19 protein-coding genes are annotated in these 16,432 nt (G+C 66.3%); 11 read left to right on the plus strand and 8 right to left on the minus strand.

Annotated elements, in window-relative coordinates; translation table 11 throughout:
• Positions 1-25: 25 nt before the first annotated feature.
• Positions 26-715, minus strand: a complete 690-nt coding sequence (locus NF556_RS09850; RefSeq protein WP_252595455.1) for a winged helix-turn-helix transcriptional regulator — start codon at positions 713-715, stop codon at positions 26-28.
• A 126-nt stretch (positions 716-841) separates the two neighbouring features.
• Here NF556_RS09850 and NF556_RS09855 point away from each other — a divergent pair, with 126 nt between their 5' ends.
• Together NF556_RS09855 and NF556_RS09860 are read left to right on the plus strand one after the other, a co-directional pair.
• Positions 842-1,945, plus strand: coding sequence for a class I SAM-dependent methyltransferase (locus NF556_RS09855; RefSeq protein WP_252595456.1), 1,104 nt, complete (start codon positions 842-844; stop codon positions 1,943-1,945).
• Between the two features lie 52 nt (positions 1,946-1,997).
• Positions 1,998-2,771: an aminoglycoside phosphotransferase gene (locus NF556_RS09860; protein ID WP_252595457.1), complete on the plus strand. Its 774-nt coding sequence runs from the start codon at positions 1,998-2,000 to the stop codon at positions 2,769-2,771.
• Between the two features lie 13 nt (positions 2,772-2,784).
• On the opposite strand, the gene NF556_RS09865 is transcribed toward NF556_RS09860, so the two are convergent.
• Positions 2,785-3,375 (minus strand): hypothetical protein, encoded by a 591-nt coding sequence (locus tag NF556_RS09865; protein ID WP_252595458.1) that lies wholly within the window; start codon positions 3,373-3,375, stop codon positions 2,785-2,787.
• A 66-nt stretch (positions 3,376-3,441) separates the two neighbouring features.
• On the opposite strand from NF556_RS09865, the gene NF556_RS09870 reads away from it, so the two are divergent.
• The 5 genes from NF556_RS09870 to NF556_RS09890 all read left to right on the plus strand — a co-directional run bounded on the left by NF556_RS09870 (position 3,442) and on the right by NF556_RS09890 (position 7,373).
• Entirely contained in the window at positions 3,442-4,392 is a 951-nt protein-coding gene (locus tag NF556_RS09870) for an ABC transporter ATP-binding protein (RefSeq protein WP_252595459.1), read from the plus strand.
• The gene (locus NF556_RS09875; RefSeq protein ID WP_252595460.1) at positions 4,385-5,248 is read left to right on the plus strand and encodes an ABC transporter permease; all 864 of its coding nucleotides are present in this window, start codon (positions 4,385-4,387) and stop codon (positions 5,246-5,248) included. The genes NF556_RS09870 and NF556_RS09875 overlap by 8 nt, the downstream gene beginning before the upstream one ends.
• Positions 5,248-6,096 (plus strand): ABC transporter permease, encoded by an 849-nt coding sequence (locus NF556_RS09880; protein ID WP_252595461.1) that lies wholly within the window; start codon positions 5,248-5,250, stop codon positions 6,094-6,096. Before NF556_RS09875 ends, NF556_RS09880 begins: the two co-directional genes overlap by 1 nt.
• A 90-nt stretch (positions 6,097-6,186) precedes the next feature.
• Positions 6,187-6,564, plus strand: a complete 378-nt coding sequence (locus NF556_RS09885; RefSeq protein ID WP_252595462.1) for a hypothetical protein — start codon at positions 6,187-6,189, stop codon at positions 6,562-6,564.
• Between the two features lie 146 nt (positions 6,565-6,710).
• Positions 6,711-7,373, plus strand: coding sequence for a hypothetical protein (locus tag NF556_RS09890; protein ID WP_252595463.1), 663 nt, complete (start codon positions 6,711-6,713; stop codon positions 7,371-7,373).
• A 222-nt stretch (positions 7,374-7,595) separates the two neighbouring features.
• On the opposite strand, the gene NF556_RS09895 is transcribed toward NF556_RS09890, so the two are convergent.
• The 3 genes from NF556_RS09895 to NF556_RS09905 form a co-directional block, all read right to left on the minus strand.
• Complete coding sequence (locus NF556_RS09895) at positions 7,596-9,803, minus strand: hypothetical protein (protein WP_252595464.1); 2,208 nt, start codon at positions 9,801-9,803, stop codon at positions 7,596-7,598.
• Complete coding sequence (locus NF556_RS09900; protein ID WP_252595465.1) at positions 9,803-10,339, minus strand: SigE family RNA polymerase sigma factor; 537 nt, start codon at positions 10,337-10,339, stop codon at positions 9,803-9,805. Before NF556_RS09900 ends, NF556_RS09895 begins: the two co-directional genes overlap by 1 nt.
• 191 nt (positions 10,340-10,530) lie before the next feature.
• Positions 10,531-11,637, minus strand: a complete 1,107-nt coding sequence (locus NF556_RS09905; protein WP_252595466.1) for a hypothetical protein — start codon at positions 11,635-11,637, stop codon at positions 10,531-10,533.
• A gap of 816 nt (positions 11,638-12,453) precedes the next feature.
• Here NF556_RS09905 and NF556_RS09910 point away from each other — a divergent pair.
• Together NF556_RS09910 and NF556_RS09915 are read left to right on the plus strand one after the other, a co-directional pair.
• Positions 12,454-12,702, plus strand: coding sequence for a ribbon-helix-helix domain-containing protein (locus NF556_RS09910; protein ID WP_252595467.1), 249 nt, complete (start codon positions 12,454-12,456; stop codon positions 12,700-12,702).
• A complete protein-coding gene (locus NF556_RS09915) occupies positions 12,699-12,938 on the plus strand; it encodes a toxin (protein WP_252595468.1) in 240 nt (79 codons plus the stop codon). The genes NF556_RS09910 and NF556_RS09915 overlap by 4 nt, the downstream gene beginning before the upstream one ends.
• Before the next feature lie 40 nt (positions 12,939-12,978).
• On the opposite strand, the gene NF556_RS09920 is transcribed toward NF556_RS09915, so the two are convergent.
• From NF556_RS09920 to NF556_RS09930, 3 genes are all read right to left on the minus strand, one after another.
• Positions 12,979-13,320: a type II toxin-antitoxin system HicB family antitoxin gene (locus tag NF556_RS09920; RefSeq protein ID WP_252595469.1), complete on the minus strand. Its 342-nt coding sequence runs from the start codon at positions 13,318-13,320 to the stop codon at positions 12,979-12,981.
• A 319-nt stretch (positions 13,321-13,639) separates the two neighbouring features.
• Positions 13,640-14,503, minus strand: coding sequence for a tyrosine-type recombinase/integrase (locus tag NF556_RS09925; protein ID WP_252595470.1), 864 nt, complete (start codon positions 14,501-14,503; stop codon positions 13,640-13,642).
• 218 nt (positions 14,504-14,721) lie between these two features.
• Positions 14,722-15,150 (minus strand): hypothetical protein, encoded by a 429-nt coding sequence (locus tag NF556_RS09930; RefSeq protein ID WP_252595471.1) that lies wholly within the window; start codon positions 15,148-15,150, stop codon positions 14,722-14,724.
• Positions 15,151-16,011: 861 nt separating this feature from the next.
• On the opposite strand from NF556_RS09930, the gene NF556_RS09935 reads away from it, so the two are divergent.
• Together NF556_RS09935 and NF556_RS09940 are read left to right on the plus strand one after the other, a co-directional pair.
• Positions 16,012-16,167, plus strand: a complete 156-nt coding sequence (locus tag NF556_RS09935) for a hypothetical protein (RefSeq protein WP_252595472.1) — start codon at positions 16,012-16,014, stop codon at positions 16,165-16,167.
• 10 nt (positions 16,168-16,177) lie between these two features.
• Positions 16,178-16,420 (plus strand): hypothetical protein, encoded by a 243-nt coding sequence (locus NF556_RS09940; protein WP_252595473.1) that lies wholly within the window; start codon positions 16,178-16,180, stop codon positions 16,418-16,420.
• The last annotated feature ends 12 nt before the right edge of the window (positions 16,421-16,432 follow it).

Here is a 16,432-nt window from a genome sequence, read left to right on the forward strand (position 1 = left end):
GTGCTTGTCCGGGCCGGCAGAGCCCCTACGCGGTGGGCAGCGTGGGGCGCGCGACCCCGGCGAACGTGGACAGACTGAGCCAGCCGGGCAGCGCCGCCCTGGCTGTGGCGCTGCCCTCGAGGCGGAGGTCATGATCGCGCTGGGCCTGGGCCCAGGAGATGTCGCCGCGCCAGACCCGCACCATGGTGCGGAGAGGGCAGATCACCGAGACAGCCGCCGCAAAGCCCGGGTCGAAGTCGCACAACTCGACCTCACCCGCCTGGACCACCAGCCACCACCGGTTCTGCCCCCGGACGGGCACGTCCGTGAAGTGGAAATTCACGACCGTGCGCTCGTCGGGGAGCGCGCCGAGCACCACGTTGCGCCGGACGTCCCACATGAGCAGGTGCGGGTCGAGATCCTCGTCGCCCAGTTGCGTCATCCACCGGGCGCCCCACTCGCCGAGCGCCATGATGACCGGCGCCAGTTCCTGACCGCCAGGCGTGAGCTCATAGCGCACCCGTCCGCCGATCTCCTGTCGCTCGACGATGCCCACCCGAGTCAGGTCACGCAGCCGCTTGGACAGCAGAGCGGGTGACATGCGCGGCACGCCCCGGCGCAGTTCGTTGAAGTGGTGGCTGCCGCAGAGCAGCTCGCGGACGATGAGCACGGTCCAGCGCTCGTCCAGGACCTCCATGGTTTTGGCGATCGGGCAGAACTGGCCATAGCCGTGCATCGTGACTCCCTCTCCGAGATCACCGTACTCCTGATGATGCGCGCTGGTACAGGTCTGGAACTATCGCCGCGGACGCCGTGGGTCCACCGTGGAGAGTGCACATTTCACCCCGTGAAGGAGCCCATGATGACCACCCTCTCCACCCCAACCCCTGCCACTGACCACACCCCACGGCCGGACCCGACGTCGGCACCTGCACCCACACCGGCACCCGAGGGGCCGACGCTGCCCCAGCAGGCCGGCGCCCTCCTGGGCCACGTGGCCGGCTATATGGCCAGCCACATCATCGAGATGGGCCTGAACGCTGGCTTGATCAGGGCGCTGGGCGAGCAACCCAGCCTGAACCCCGAGCAGCTCGCGGACCTGCTGGACCTGGACGACTTCTACACGTCCGTATGGTGTCGGGGCGCCTTTGGCGCCGGCGTCCTGGAACGCTCTGGTGACGGTTATCAGTTGGCACCGCACCTCGCCACCCTGCTGCTCGACACCACCTCACCGGCGTATGTCGGAGGGATCTTCCCACTCATCCAGCGTCCGGAGATGTTCGGACGGTTCGCCGAATCGCTCCCCACGGGGGAGCGGATGTGGTGGGACGACACCAGCCCAGAGTGGATCAGGGCCGTGGCCGGGACGGGCGGCCCGTTCTATACCCGACTGATCCCGGGCGGGCTCGGACAGGTGCCCGGTCTCGCGGAGCGACTGGCCGGCGGTGCCACGATCGTGGACTCGGCCTGCGGTGCCGGCACCGGTGTGATCCGACTCGCTGAGCACTACCCGGGCTGCCGGATCACCGGTGTTGACGGTGACCCGCACTCGGTCGAGCGGGCGCGCGAGCGGGTGCTCGCCGCTGGCCTGACGGATCGGGTGCAGGTCCTCTGCCAACCGCTGGAGGAGATGCACCTGCCGGAGCCGGCTGCACTGGTGGTGAACAACATCTCCATGCACGAGTGTCGCGACATCGACCAGGTCACGCAGCGGGTCCGGGCGACGCTGGAGCCGGGCGGCTGGTTCGTCATCTCAGACTTCCCCTTCCCGGAGTCCGATGACGGCCTGCGCTCGGTGCCGGGGCGGATCATGTCCGGCATCCAGTTCTTCGAGGCGCAGATCGACGACCAACTGCTGCCGCGGTCGGCCTATGACGACCTGCTCACCCGGCACGGGTTTGCTGACCTGGGCACCGTCGGCCTGACGCCCATGCACGCCCTGACCTGGGGACGTCGCCCCGCCTAGACAGCTCGCCTAGACAGCTCGACTCGACAGCTGGTGTGACAGCGTGGGCGCTGTGCAACCCTCGCCCGAGATCTTCGACCTGTTTGCGGTGCCCGCGCACCCCCTGCCGGTCGACGGTGGGCAGGGTCACGGCGTCCGCGCCGGTGACCTGGTGCTCTCGCCCGGGCGCGACGCGGCCACCGCGGCCTGGCTCAACCCGGTCCTGGCCCGCCTCGCTGCCCAACTCGACCACGAACAACCGAGATCACTGCGGATTGCCATGCCCATCCCGTCGCGCGACCTGCGATGGGTCATCGACGGGTGGAGCGCCACCCGGCACGAACCCGACGCGCAGCCGTGTCGGGACCTGGACGTGCTGCGAGCCACAGCTCGCTTGCTGCACGCCCACCTCGCCGCTGCGGTGACGACGGCGCCGAGCGGCTTGGCCGCCCGGGACGATCGCTGGGTCCGCGCCGAGCAGGCGACCTTCGGGACCGAGCCGCCCCTCGGCATACTCGGCAGTGATCTGGCCGCGGAGTGGGTGGTGACCGATCTCGGGCCCGACCAGTTGGTGCATGGCGATCTCGCCAACAATGTCCTGTTGGACACGAGCGGTCTGCCCGTGGTCATCGACGTCGCGCCCTACTGGCGCCCCGCGCTGTGGGCGGAGGCGGTCGTCGTGCTGGATGCGGTGCTCTGGCTCGGTGCGGATCTCGGCGTGCTGGGGGAGTGGACCGCCGGTGCGCGGCGGCAGGCCATGCTGCGGGCCGCACTCTTTCGCTTGCTCAGCGATGCCGAGCCCGATGTGCCACGTTATCGGGCGCTGCTGTCGGCGCCGGTGAGCTGACGAACGCCTGGACTCAGGTTTCGTCCTGGTGCTCGGCCACGGCCTCCTCGAAGCCCATGCCGAGCTCGTCCAGCTCGTCGGGGTCAAGACCGAGGGAGCGGCGCACGCGCCACCGCCCGGAGCACAGCAGGCCCAGGTCGGCCGGTGGCCCGTCGCTGTCCTCGACCAGGGCGATGCCGCGGTTGTACCACGCCAGCGCCTGCTTGGTCTCGCCGCGAGCCTCCCAGATCGTGGCCATCGTCCAGTAGGTCTCCGGGTCGACCGGCCTGCTGCGACGCAGGTCCTCGGAGGTGGCTTTTGCGTCGTCGGGGCGCTCGAGCAGGAAGAGCAACTCGGTGGCGAAGGCCCGTGGGTCGGCGCCCTCGGAGATGCCTGCGTCGCTGGAACGCAGGGCCTGCGCCAGGGCACCCTCGACATCGCCGGCCTCGGAGAACTGGAAGGCGGCGCGCAGCAGGATGTCACCGACCCAGGCGCCATCCTGCTCGTGCGGGTCCGCGGCCCGGGCCACCAGCTGCGTGGCTGCCTCCGCATGCGCGGCCCGGGAGCTGTCAGCCAGCCCCTCGTCGAAGCGGTCCAGCCAGTCAAGGTCGATAGGTTCACGCACGCCCACACCCTAAGGGTTGGGCGCTCGCGGGAAAGGACTTGGTGACTGTCGGTGGTGGGGGCGAAGATGCCCCATGTGACTTCAGCCGGAGCAGGGGCCCCCATCGTTGTCGCCGAGGACCTCACCAAGGTCTATGGCGACAACCGAGCGGTCGACGGAATCTCGTTCAGCATCAGCACGGGGGAGTCCTTCGGGCTGCTCGGGCCAAATGGCGCCGGCAAGTCGACCACCATGCGGATGATCGGTGGCACGCTGACCCGGACCAGCGGTTCCATGCAGGTCGCAGGGCTGGACCCGGCCGAGCGCGGCCCCGAGGTCCGGGCGCACCTGGGTGTGGTCCCGCAGCAGGACAACCTCGATGAGGAGCTGACGGTCCGGGACAACCTCATCGTCTATGGCCGCTATTTCGGGCTGCCACACTCCTATCTGCGCACCAAGGCCGATGAGCTGATCGAGTTTGCCCAGCTCACCGAGAAGGCCAAGGCCAAGACGACGGCGCTGTCCGGCGGCATGAAGCGCCGCCTGACGATTGCTCGTGCCCTGGTCAACGAGCCGAAGCTGCTGCTGCTCGACGAGCCGACGACGGGTCTGGACCCGCAGGCCCGCCACGTGCTGTGGGACCGGTTGTTCCGGCTCAAGGAGGTCGGCGTCACCCTCGTGGTCACCACGCACTTCATGGACGAGGCCGAGCAGCTGTGTGACCGGCTGATCGTCATCGACCACGGCCAGATCATGGCCGAGGGCAGCCCGCGTGCCCTGATCCGCGAGCACTCCACCCGTGAGGTGCTCGAGGTGCGCTTCGGGGCCCAGCGCAACGCCACGGTCGTCGACCAACTCGAGGACGTCGCCGAGCGGCTGGAGTTGCTCCCTGACCGGATCCTGATCTACACCGATGACGGTGAGGCCGCCCTGGAGGAGATCTCCGGGCGTGGCCTGACCCCGATCACCTCGCTGGTGCGCCGCTCCTCTCTGGAGGATGTCTTCCTCCGGCTGACCGGACGGACCCTCGTTGACTGACACCGCCGCAGACCTGCAACGTCTCGCCGCCTCCGGTCGTGTCCCACCACCGGAGGTGATGGCGGCGCGTGCCCGCCGGTGGGGCTGGTGGTATTACATCGAGTACTGGCTGCGCACAGCCAAGGCGTGGGCGCAGTCGATCCTGATCTACATGATCGGGGAGCCGTTGCTCTATCTGATCGCCCTCGGTGTCGGTCTCGGCACCCTGGTCGACAGCGGAGTCGGCACCGTGGACGGGGTCTCCTACCTGGTCTTCGTCGCACCTGCCCTGCTGATCTCCACGGTGGTGATGTCCACGGGCGGCGAGCTGACCTACCCGGTCATGGCCGGCTTCAAGTGGGACCGGCTCTACTACGGCCCGCACGCCACCCCCGTGACCCCGGCCCAGATCGGCACCGGCCACTTCCTTGCGGTGCTGATCCGGTTCTTCGTGCAGGCCGCGATCTTTTGGGCCATCATGGTCGCCTTCGGTGCCGTGCCCCGCGGTGTCCTGGTCTCTGCCCTGGTGATCCCGATCGGGGTGCTGTCTGCTGCGGCCTTCGGTTCGCTGCTGCAGGCCTATGCCTCGACGTTGACGGACGAGGGCTATCAGTTCGCCTTCGTGCAGCGCTTCGTCATCATGCCGATGTTCCTGTTCGCTGGCACCTTCTTCCCGCTGTCCTCCATGCCGATCTATCTGCACTGGATCGGCTGGATCTCACCGGTGTGGCACGGCACCCAGTTGGCCCGCCAGGCCAGCTATGGGGCGGTCGAATCGCTGTGGCTCACGGCGGTCCACGTGCTCTTCCTGGTTGCCTGCACGGTGATCGGCGTGTTCTGGCTCAGGCGCAGCTACACCCGACGGATGGGGGCCTGATGAGCGTGCCGGACCAGCCCAGCGTGAGCAAGCGCCCGCTGTTGCCCGAGTTCCCGGCGGATCGTCCGCTGGGCGCGATCTACGGTCGCAACGCCCGTGCCGTCATCGAGCGTGGTTTCCGGGTCATCGCTCGTCAGAACTGGGCCATCCTGGTCTCCGGGTTCTTCGAGCCGGTGCTGTATCTGCTCGCGATGGGGCTGGGCCTGGGCGCCCTGGTCGGGGAGGTGAGGGGCCCGGGAGGCACCTCGATCCCGTACACCGCCTACATCGCTCCCGCGCTCCTGGCGACCTCGGCGATGAACGGTGCGATCTACGACTCCACCTGGAACGTCTTCTTCAAGCTGCGGTTTGCCAAGCTCTATCAGGCGATGCTGCAGACGTCGCTCGGCCCCATGGACGTCGCGCTCGGTGAGATCTTCATGGCGCTCTTCCGCGGCTTCCTCTATGCCTGTGGCTTCATGGGCGTGATGCTGGTGATGGGCCTGGTCACCTCACCGTGGGCCATCCTCATGGTCCCGGTGGCACTGCTCATCGCTGTTGGCTTCGCCAGCGTCGGGATGGCGGTCACGTCCTATCTGAAGTCCTTCCAGCAGATGGACGTCATCAACTTCGTGATGCTGCCGATGTTCCTGTTCTCCGCGACGCTCTATCCGATCGAGGTCTTCCCCGAGGCCCTCCAGTGGTTCATCAAGGCGATGCCGCTCTGGCACGGCGTGGAGCTGATGCGCCACCTGGCCGTTGGCTTCGTCTCGGGCGCAACACTGGGGCACGCGCTCTATTTCGTGGTCATGACGATCTTCGGCGTCTGGTTCACCACGACCCGACTGCGAGCCCTCTTCCTGCGCTAGGCCCCGAGCTCGGCGTTTGACAGCTTGATTGGTCGACGGTTGCGCGGATTAATGATGGCTTTTGCGTGGCTTAATGGGTAGAATTGGCTCATGAGATCCGATGTAGTGGCCACGCACGCCGATGCCACCAGGATGGACGTCCATGATCTGGTGCGCATTCTGAACGAGAGCGTTGGAACCACGGTTGTGCAAGCAATGACTGGCACGAAGGATCGTGGTCAGCCCGCCAGGTGGGCGCGACCCGATGGGCCCGAGCCGCGTTTGAAGACGGTGAACCAGCTCCGGTTGGGCTACCGCGTGTGGCACCTCCTGTCACAGGAAGAAGGGCCTGACGTTGCCCTCGCCTGGCTCGTCGGATCTAATCCGCGCCTCGGGGAGGCAACGCCAGTCACTGCGGTGCGCGACCTCAAGAGTGCCGAGGTTGTCGGGGCCGCTCTGGCCTTCATCGACGGGTCCCCGGCTGCGTGAGCACCGCGGCACGCTCCCGTGTCTGTCCTCGAACCGGGTTCTATCTCGTGCCGGCGCGCGGTCAGGACGGCTGGCGTGTGGCGCAGGAGCGCTACACCCGCTCTGGCGGCATCCTCGCGGTACGCGCAAATCGGCACGTTGGCCCGATGCCAGAGGATGTTCCCGACCGTCGTGGCCGTTTCGACACGATCGGGCGAACTGTCTACTTCGGCGACCAGGCGATGACTGCGTTCGCCGAGGTTCTGCAGGATTTCCGTGCCGCGCGGGTGGCACTGCAGGCCGACGCGGACTCTATCGGCATGACTGCGGAGGAGTACATCACCAAGGTTGGCGATGATGCTTCGGCCAATGGCCGTGAGCGACCATGGGCCATCGGTGTCGACTGGCAGATGAGCCGCTGCCTGCACCGCGTAGCTATGCCCTCTGATGGGTGGTGGGTGCAAATCGATCGCAAGGAAACACTCAACCGCCTTGGACTGGATCTCGCCGAGCCCTTGAGGCAAGCGGGAGTTCCCATGCTCACCCTCAGTGGAACCAGCGGCGAGGACCGAGCAGTGACGACGCTTCTTGCCGAGCATGTCCGTGGCCAAACGCTCTTCGATGGATCTCGCCCGCTCGGCATCCAGTTCATCTCCAAAACCGGATACGGCGCCTGCTGGGCTTGGTGGGACCGCCGAGCCGACGGCGGCCTCACGCCAGGTGCGAATGACCCGAAGAGCATTGGTGACTGGAACATTGACGGTGCCGCATTCCGCTCCGTCGCCAGCGACTGGGATCTCGGGGTGCTCCCCGGGAAACCTCGCTACTGATCGCACCGGGGATGTCCCGCTTCCCGAACGCCGGGAAGCGGTAAGTTGATCGATCGGCTCTCGGGTGGGCTCTGGTGCGGGCTCGTGTGACTTGACCGCCAGCTGTTTCGTCGTCGCTCGCCGCCGACGGACCGATTCGGGGACCCTCATCCGCCAGGGCGCAGGCCTTCTTTGGTCCACGTTGAGAGGGGCATAGGGACCTTGAACGCGCGGTTGCTGGCTTTATTGGTTTGATTGAGCGAACACGGGGCCGGCTCGGAATTGGGTCGCGTCGGCTTCGGTGAGGAGCGTGAGACCACCGTTCTGGGTGTCCCACAGGACGTAGTGGGTGAGTCCGTCGTCAGCGACCCTCACGATGAGGGTGCCGCGGTCGACCCAGCGCACTGGTGTCACGGTGTCAGCGTCGGCCTGCAGGACACTGAGATTGTTCAGCGTGCCGTCCTTGGCGAGCACCAAGCTCACGGACTCCGGCACTTCGCCCTGCCACCCTTCGGGTTCGATCACGGTCTGGTCCTGGGTGGTGATGACGGTCGCGACGCGGTCCTCGGCCAGTGCTGACTGGTAGCCAGGCTGGCTGGTGAAGCCCAGCGGGGTTTCCTCGACCACGTCGCCGGCCGCGTCCAGCTGCTGCAGCACGACCGGGCCGGACTGCTCGATCTCGCCGGACTCCTCGTCCTCGGCGGCCTGCACGATGATGCGCCATGGGGTGATCTCCCGGAGTTGGCTCCACGAGGCGTCGTGGGTGACCTGCCCGGTTGAGGTGTCGATGATCATCGCGCGGTCCTCGCGCAGGTCGACCGCGAGGCGGTCGTCGTCGAGCCAGAAGAAGTCATTGGGGACAGTGTCGGGATACTGCCCGCCGGCCTGGTGCTGGGCTGCCTCACCGGTCGATGCTGTGACGATGACGATGCCCTCGTTGGTGCGGTAGGCGAGCTGGTGACCCGTGGGAGAGATGGAGGTGTCCAGGAGGGGTGGCGACCCACCGATAGAGAGGTGGGGTCTCGGAGTCACCCGGCCCACGCCGGTGGCGGCCGTGCGCCACTGCTGGTCTGGCCCCAGGACGAGGAGCGCGCCGTCATCCTCGGACACGACGGCCGCGATGAAGGATTCCGTGGGGTCCTCGGTGAGGGTCGGTATGCCGTCAGTTGGGGGCTCGAGGACCTCCGGCAGGAGGGTGGCTGCCTGGGTCAACTGCTTGAGGTCGATGAGCTGCATCGCTGGACTCAGGATCTCGGGCCGCGGATCCTCAACGATGGGTTGCGGGTCGAGGACGGTGGGGGCGACCCAGCCGTCGATGACCAGGTAGTCACCGTGGACGCTGATCTCCGCCCCATCCCTGAGCATCCCGGTCACCAGGGACTCCTGGCGGACCCCGGGCCCGTCGCAGCCAAGGGCAAGGACGGCCTCGAAGGGGTCGTGGAAGATCGCTGCCTCGCCGGTGTCCAGCAGCCAGGACTGCGTGAACCCCCCACCACAGCCACCGGCGATCCTGAGGTCCCCAACCCCCGGCGAGGTGAGCCGCAGGTCCGCCTCCGGGTCGGGCTCGGTGTCGACGAACTCACGATCCGGGAACTGCGCAACCAGCTCTTCAAGCGGGGCCTCAGCCCAGTCCTGCGCGAGGTCCTCCCACGACGCTGCCCGCGCTGCCCCGATCTGCGGGTCCGTGATGTCAGAGCGTGCGAAACCGACAGAGACCGGCTCGAGGACCGGCTCCTCGCCGACAGTGCCGCTCAAAAGCAAGGTGGTCCCGTCCTGGGCGACCAACGGTGATCCGCTCAGGAGTGACTCCCACCATTCGGAGTCCCGCCAGGACGCCCGGTTGGGCACGCAGGTTGCCGCCGGGTCTGGGTCGGGATCGACGTCCCAGTCGCCAGTGGTCACCACCCGCCCTCCGGTGACCGTCCCTGGTGCCTGCAGCGCTAGACCACAGCCGCGGACGGACCAGGTGCCCTCCTCGAGGGTCAGTGTGATGCCAGGGTCGTGCTGCTCGGCCTGCTCGGGGCCTCCCATCCACATGAGTTCATCGGTGAGGTGCCAGGTTGTGGTCGACCCGTCGTCGGGGGTCCACGGCTCCAAGAGGCCGCCGGCGTGCCCGATCTCGCCCTTCTCGCTGGTGAAGGCCAGCACGGTCGGCTGCCCGCTTATGGCCGGCTCGTCCGTCCCGGACGTCGGCCCGGCCTCGGAGGTCTGTGCCGTGTCGTCACCGGCGGTGCCTGCCGGCCCTGAGTCAGGCAGGGACAGCGCGCCGCCGTTCCAGGCGATCGCGCCGACGAGGGCGGCCGCGGCGACCGCGCCACCGGCTCCCCACCATGCCCGAGAAGTGCGACGTTTGCGGGATCGTCCGGCAGACCAGGCGGTGTGGGACAGGTCCGGGTCGGGGACCTTCTCGGCGGCACGATCCATGGCGTCGCGGATCTCGTTCTCGGACATCAGCGCTCATCTCCCTCAGCGGGTGCAGCAGTGGCCAGGTCGGGCAGCAACCCGCGCAGCGTGACCAGTGCCCGGTGCGCCTGGCTCTTGACGGTGCCCGGGCTGATCCCGAGGGCATCGGCGATCTGGACCTCGGACTGGTCCTCGTAGTAGCGCAGCACCAGCACCGCCCGCTGCCGCGGCGGCAGCTGGGCCAGCGCGTCGCGCATGTCTGCCCCGGAGATCCAGGACTCCACCGGGTCCGTCCACTGGTCCTCGCCTCCGGTGCCGGTCAGCGTGTCATCACGGATGTCGTGGGGCCACTCGCGTCCGACCTTGCGCCAGCGCGAGACCGCGTCGCGATAGACGATGCGGCGCACGAACCCCTCCGGTGAGCCGGTGCGGACCCGCTCCCAGTGATGGGCCAGCTTGGTCAGCGCCTCCTGCACTAGATCCTGGGCGATCTGGTGGTCGCCACAGACCAGGTATGCTGCCCGCACCAGTGCACGTTGCCGCGCCCGCACGAAGGCGACGAACTCCTCCTCGAGTGGATCCACGTCACCTCCTGTGCCGACCGTTGACAGCCCCAGCCTGCCGCGTCGGGGGCAGACCCGTTAAGAATTGAACGCGAAATCAGTCCCGGAAGGTTGCATCAGCGGGAAATCACCGAACGCTCCTACGCCAAGTGTCGGGCCTCCATGCCGGGAGTCAGCACTCAACGCTTGACAACCGTCCCCCGGGAAGGGACTCAGTCGGTGCTCTTCTCGCAGTCCGGTAGGGGCGGCACCTCGTCCATTGGTCGGACGACAGCGCGGCCCTGAAGGTGTTTGTCCTGCGCGTCCGTGTGGTGCAGCGCCAGGTGTCCGGGATAGGCGTGGAAGTCGCTCGATCCCAATGGTGCATGGCTGGTGAAGCTCTCACTGCGAGAGTCGTAGACGTACTGGTGATACTCGGACTCCGAGTCCTGGCCGTACAGGGTGAGCACGTCGTCGTTGAGGGTGAGTGTGCCGACCTCCCACACCTGTTCGGCCATGGCCGTGCCAGGGCCGGTGATCGTCTCCACGCCTCCCCTGTTGGGGTCGTAGAGGTGCACGGTTGACTGGGTGGTCACCCACGCCAGAGAGTCTCCGCCCGCGGCAAACTCGCTGAGCCCCTGGGCATCAAGCAACTCAGCCGGAACCTCTGGCACGTCGGCTCCGATCGGGACCTGGAGGACGTGCGCTTGTCCGTCGTGGGGCCAGGATCCGACCAGCAGGGAGTCGCCGAAGAATTTGGGTTTGTCGAATGGTCCTCGGGCTAAGGTTTCGGTCTGGCCCGTGCCGACGTCGTAACTCTTGAGCGCGCGGTAGTCTCGCTCTTCCTCGGTGGGATCGGACTGCACCCAGTAGGCATTCCCATCGTTCATCAGGGGGTACATCAAGGGCATAGCGCCCGGGGCTCCGTCGGGGTAGTCCTCGCGGGGGCTGGCTGCAATCTGTGTTGCTTCGCCACGCTCCGCGCTGTCCCAGACAAACCCTGTCCAGGGGCTGGAGAACAACTCTTCGTTCTCATAGACGGAGAAGGCCAGGTAGCGTCCGTCGAATGAGGCGCCGAGGACCTGCTGACCAGGGGTATCGCTGAGGTCCATGACCTTCACCTGTTCGCCGTTGGCGGAGGTCCATATGAGGACCACCCCCTCGTCAGCTTCGAGATAGAGCGCCTCTGCCCTGGAACCGTCATCATGGACGGTCAACAGCGTCGCAAAGTCGTCTTGGTCGGCCCCGCGGGGTGCCCCCAAAGCGTCTTGCCATGTCTGAGGAAGCTGTACCTCGCACCGCCCGGCACCTGCCGGTGGGGCCGCCTGCGTTGCTGGCACCGAATCTTCGGACTCATTAGCTGCCGCAGTGTTTGGCCGTGCCCTGTCCGCTTCGGTCGTGACGTCTGCAACTGATGTGGGCGAGGGAGAGACGGTCGCGGTGGGCGAGCAGGCGGTGAGGCCAAGGGCCGTGAGCAGAGCCAGAGTGACGGCCGCAGTGCCCCTACCAGACATGGCCACGATCAACGCCTGCCCCACCACTGGCCGGGTCCACGTAGTAGGCAGTCGAAACATGGTTGCCGTAGCCCCTGATCGCGCAGATGTGTTTCACAGTCTGCGCAGACTACCCAGGATTGAGTCAGCTGGTGGAGACCTCACCACTCGCTGGGCTCAACTCGGCCCGAACCACCTGCGGCAGATGTACGCGTGCGCGGATGGCAACCAGCCGGGGATAGGCACGACATAATGTTGGAGTGTCGCTTCGTGTCGTTGGGCAACAGGCGCTTTTCTTCGTCGGCGCTGCGCTCATATTTGCTGGCGTGGTCACTTATGCTGCCGAGGGCTCCAGTTCCTTCGGTTGGTTCGCTTACCAACCCTTGGGCGATTCGGTCGACTCCAACCTTCTGATCCTTCTGCCAGGTCATATCTGGGGACTAGGCATGAGCTTCGTTGGCTTACTGGTGCTGACTGGCTTGGTCGGTTACCGACTGGGTCTGAGGCGTCACTCCCACGCGCAGAGTCAGGACTGAGCGCGCCGCAGAGAAGTCGGGCGCGCCGCGTTCATAGCTACTCGCGGCAGCAGCGTGCGCGCGCGCTCAGCGCGGCATGCGCGTCTGCACGGTGACAGGTCCCCCCATTCTGTATTACGCTTTAGAGATGGAGAAGATCGAGGGCGTCCCGGTCACCGACGAGATGATCCAGAAGTGGGCCGACGAGGCTGAGAAGGGCTACGACGTCGATCAACTGCGCAAGCGAGGCCGTAAGCTAATGGGCGATGGCCCAGCTCGAGTGGTGCCGGTCCGTCTCGACGACACCCTGCTCATGGCACTGGACAAGCGTGCCGAACGTGATCACACAACCCGCTCTGAGCTGATCCGTGCGGCCCTGCGTGCCTACGTCGCGTGAAGGTCAACCCTTCAGCGCTCAAGCACGGCATCAGCGAACCCGACGTTCTGTATGCGGTCAACCACTGGGCCTACGCCAGCGATCCAGACGATGACATGCCCGCCAAGCAGTTCGTGCTGGGCTTCGACCGCAGCGGCCGACTTCTCGAGCTCACCATCCTGACCTTCGACAGTGGGCACCAACTCGTGATTCACGCGATGAAGGCTCGGCGCAAGTACCTGCACCTGCTCGAATGAGCAGACACGCACGTTGGGCACTCGACCTTAGTGCGGCAGTTTAGGAAGCGTCTGAGAGGCGGCGTACGAGGTACTGGTTCAGGCTGAGGTGTTCCTGGGCGGCGTTCACGGCTAGCTGGCGGTGTAGGTACTCTCCTACGCGCAGGTTGAATTTGCCTGAGTAGTTGCGGGTCGCAAAGGGCACGGGCACGGGCTCGCCGGTGGCGGTGAGATCGTCGACGACTTCGCGGACGAGGTCACGCAGGCCGGCCAGTGCCTCTTCCTGGGTGCTGGCCAGCCAGGACAGGGATGGCAGCTCGAGGCAGGTAGCGAGGAACTCCTGGTCCTCGGCGGACCAGGTGACGCGGTAGCCGTAGTGGGTGATGTCGATGGTCGTGGTCATCGCTGTGCCTCCTTCTTGTCGATTGCTGTCAGCACCTGTCGGACCTGTTAGGTCTTGGCCTTGCCGTGCTCATTCTGGATATTTACGCGCGGGTCACCGGGCCAGGGCGTCTTGAACACCGCGTGAGAACCCCCGCGTGTCCGCGGTGGACCGAAGTAGTGCTCACATACCTTGGCAAGTTCCTCGTACCGCACGTTGCGAGGGTTGGTTCTCATCGAGTCCAGGATCTTCGCGACGGACGGCACGCTCCATGGTACCGCGGACAGTACCGAGGCTCAACGGCTTGAGGGTCGCTCTTTCGCTGCGCTGTCAGGCAAGGTCAGGTGCCTGAGGCCATGTAGGCGGCGAGGATGTAGTTGGGGTGGCGGTCCAGGTTCTTACGGGCCCGGTCGTAGCGCATCGTGGTGCGCGGGTCGGCGTGACGGGCGGCGATCTGCACGTCGCGCAGGTCCACGCCCGCGTCGAGCATGGTGGTAACGAAGGTGTGGCGCAGCATGTGCGGGTGCATCCGAGGCAAGCTGATGCCCGCATCCTCCGCTAGATGCCGCAGGCGACGCGTGGCGGCGTGCCGGTCCATCCGCACCTGCCGACGATTGCGCAGGACCGGACCCGCGTCTCGGCCATCCACCGCTCGTTCGATTGCCCGTTGCACGGTCGGCGGCAGAGGTGTCAGCACAACTTGGGAGCCTTTCCCGCGGACTTTCAGAACCCGGTGGCCGTGCTCCTCGCGCAGGTCCTCGACGTCCGCACCGCAGGCCTCGAAGATCCGCAGGCCCAGGAGCCCGAGCATGGTGACCAGCGCGAAATCGTTGATGTTCGGGCTCGACCGGGCAGCGTGCAACATCGCCTCGAACTGCAGGTGAGACAGGCCCAGTGTGGGCGATTCGGGAGGGACATGAGGGCGACGGACGTGCTCGGCCGGGGACATCTCCAGGAGCCCGTCGATCAAACAGGTGCGGTAGAACCCCACGACCACGGACAGTCGGCGGGAGATCGTGGCCGGCCTGTACCGGCGAATCTCCTGCATCCACCGCACGTACAGCTCGACATGTACCCGGCCAGCGGCCAACGGGCCAAGGCCGCGGTCCGCGCACCAGATCAGGAAACATCGCAGATCTGAGTCGGTGTGGCTCCGAGTCAGCCCGGTGTACCGGGCCAGATGCGCCGCGACCGCACGACGCAAGACACCGTCATCACCAAGCGCGACGGGAACGAGAACAGGCTGGGACCGGGATGCACTCATAGGCCATCATGACGCTGCCCGTGCACCACGGAGAAGGCCACGACCCACGCGCCCGCCGCGGCAGCAGAGAGTGCTTCTAAGGCGCCCCGGGATCTTCATTGAGCTCTTCCCGAAGTCGAACCCACCAGGGGCCGGCTCGTCAGTCGCCAAGCGCAAGATCAGCGGTCCGGACCGCTCCGAGGGCGTTTGACGATCGCAGCGAGCAGAGCCAGTGCCGGCGTCAGGAGGGACACGGCAGCCACGGTGGCCGCACCGTGGACCGAGGTGAAGAGTGAAACCAGGGTGGCGACGATGGCGGTGAAGAGAAACCACATAGGGAGAGCGAGCACTGCCAGCACCACAAACAACGGGCGCAGGCGTGGGAGAGGGCGAACCACTGTTGTTGACCCAGTAATCAGGGCGATCAAGCCGACCGACCACAGCCACCACGCCGCCCGCCAACGTGCCGGATCCTCCAACGTGCCGCACTGGGCGATCTGGCAGGCGCCGGTCACGATCAGTTCCGGCTGCGGGGGTGCCCACACGCTCGCGGCCGCCATGATCACGAGCCCGGCCAGCATCAGGAGCGCGGGAAGCTTCAGTCGCACGGTGTCAGTCTGACCCAAGCTTTGGCCCGGCTGGACGGATCGCACATCGACCGACCCTCGGCACGAGCCGGACGCGGCATGACAGTGCGTTTCGTGCAGGTCCCATCCGAACGCCTCTAGGCTCGCAGCATGAAGCCAGCCCCTCGGCAGGTAGCCAAAACCGTGACTCAGATCCTCCGGTCAGTCTGGCCGCAGGGCCTCGATGAGGGACTCCTATGGCTGGAGGCGATGGGAATTCGGACCGACACGGCCACGGAGACACCCCGGAGACGATCCTCTCGTTCCTGGCATATGGCCTCCATGCCCACGTGGGGGACGGCGAGAGCGGGTTGGGGCACTTACCAGGACCGGTTCGCCGACGTTTTCTGGTTCCTCTGGGACGACGAAAGCTCCGAGCGCGTCCTTCACGCGGCGACCGAACTGGCTGACCATCTCGCCGACGCCCTGGGTGAACCGACAGAGACCACAGAACCGACACCACTCAGCGGAGGGACCTGGTGGTGGCAACTGGAAGGGCACAGCATCGAGATGTATGCCTACACCGACGCCCGAACGCCTGATGGCCACCCGACAGGGCCGCCCTGCGTGCAGCTGTCCGTCGACCTGCGAGAGGTGTCAGATCCTCGCGAAGCCGAAGCGCGTCGGTTGCAAGGAGCGCCGGGGTTTGGATAGTGCCGTCAAGCGCGACCTGCGGCATGTGCGGATGCTTCTGGTCGCATGGACCTACCTACTGGTCAACCTTAGGTTGACGACGGGTTTGTGGCCGTCTAGTGTTGAAGTGTGCGGTTGACGGACTCAGCGTTCAGGCATGGGATCGCCGAGTCCGACATTCTGCACGCGTTGAGAAACGCGGTGCGACTCGTGGAGATTGAGCAGTATGGCGAGGAGCGGCTCGTCGTGATCGGGCCGGACAGGGCTGGCAACTGGTTGGAGTTGGTAGCCATGCCAGCCCATGATGCAGACCGGATCATCCATGCCGACCGACTGCGACCGAAGTTCTACGAGCTCCTGAAGTGAGGTGATCTGCATGGCAACAACGAACATGAACGATATCGAGAAGGTGCTGGACGACCTCGACCCAGTAACGGTCCAAGCTCGCGACGCCGTTCACTTCCGCCGGATTATCGCGGCGAAGGAAGGAGTGTCTCAGGCCGAGCGCGAACTGCACGACGCCGTTCGTGCGGCGCGCGAAGCCGGTGACTCCTGGTTGAGTATCGGTCTCGCGCTCGGCGTCACGAAGCAGGCCGCACAGAAGCGCTTCGGCCGCTAATCATGTGCCACC

The sequence above is a fragment of the Ornithinimicrobium faecis genome, from assembly GCF_023923225.1.
Lineage (GTDB): Bacteria > Actinomycetota > Actinomycetes > Actinomycetales > Dermatophilaceae > Ornithinicoccus > Ornithinicoccus faecis.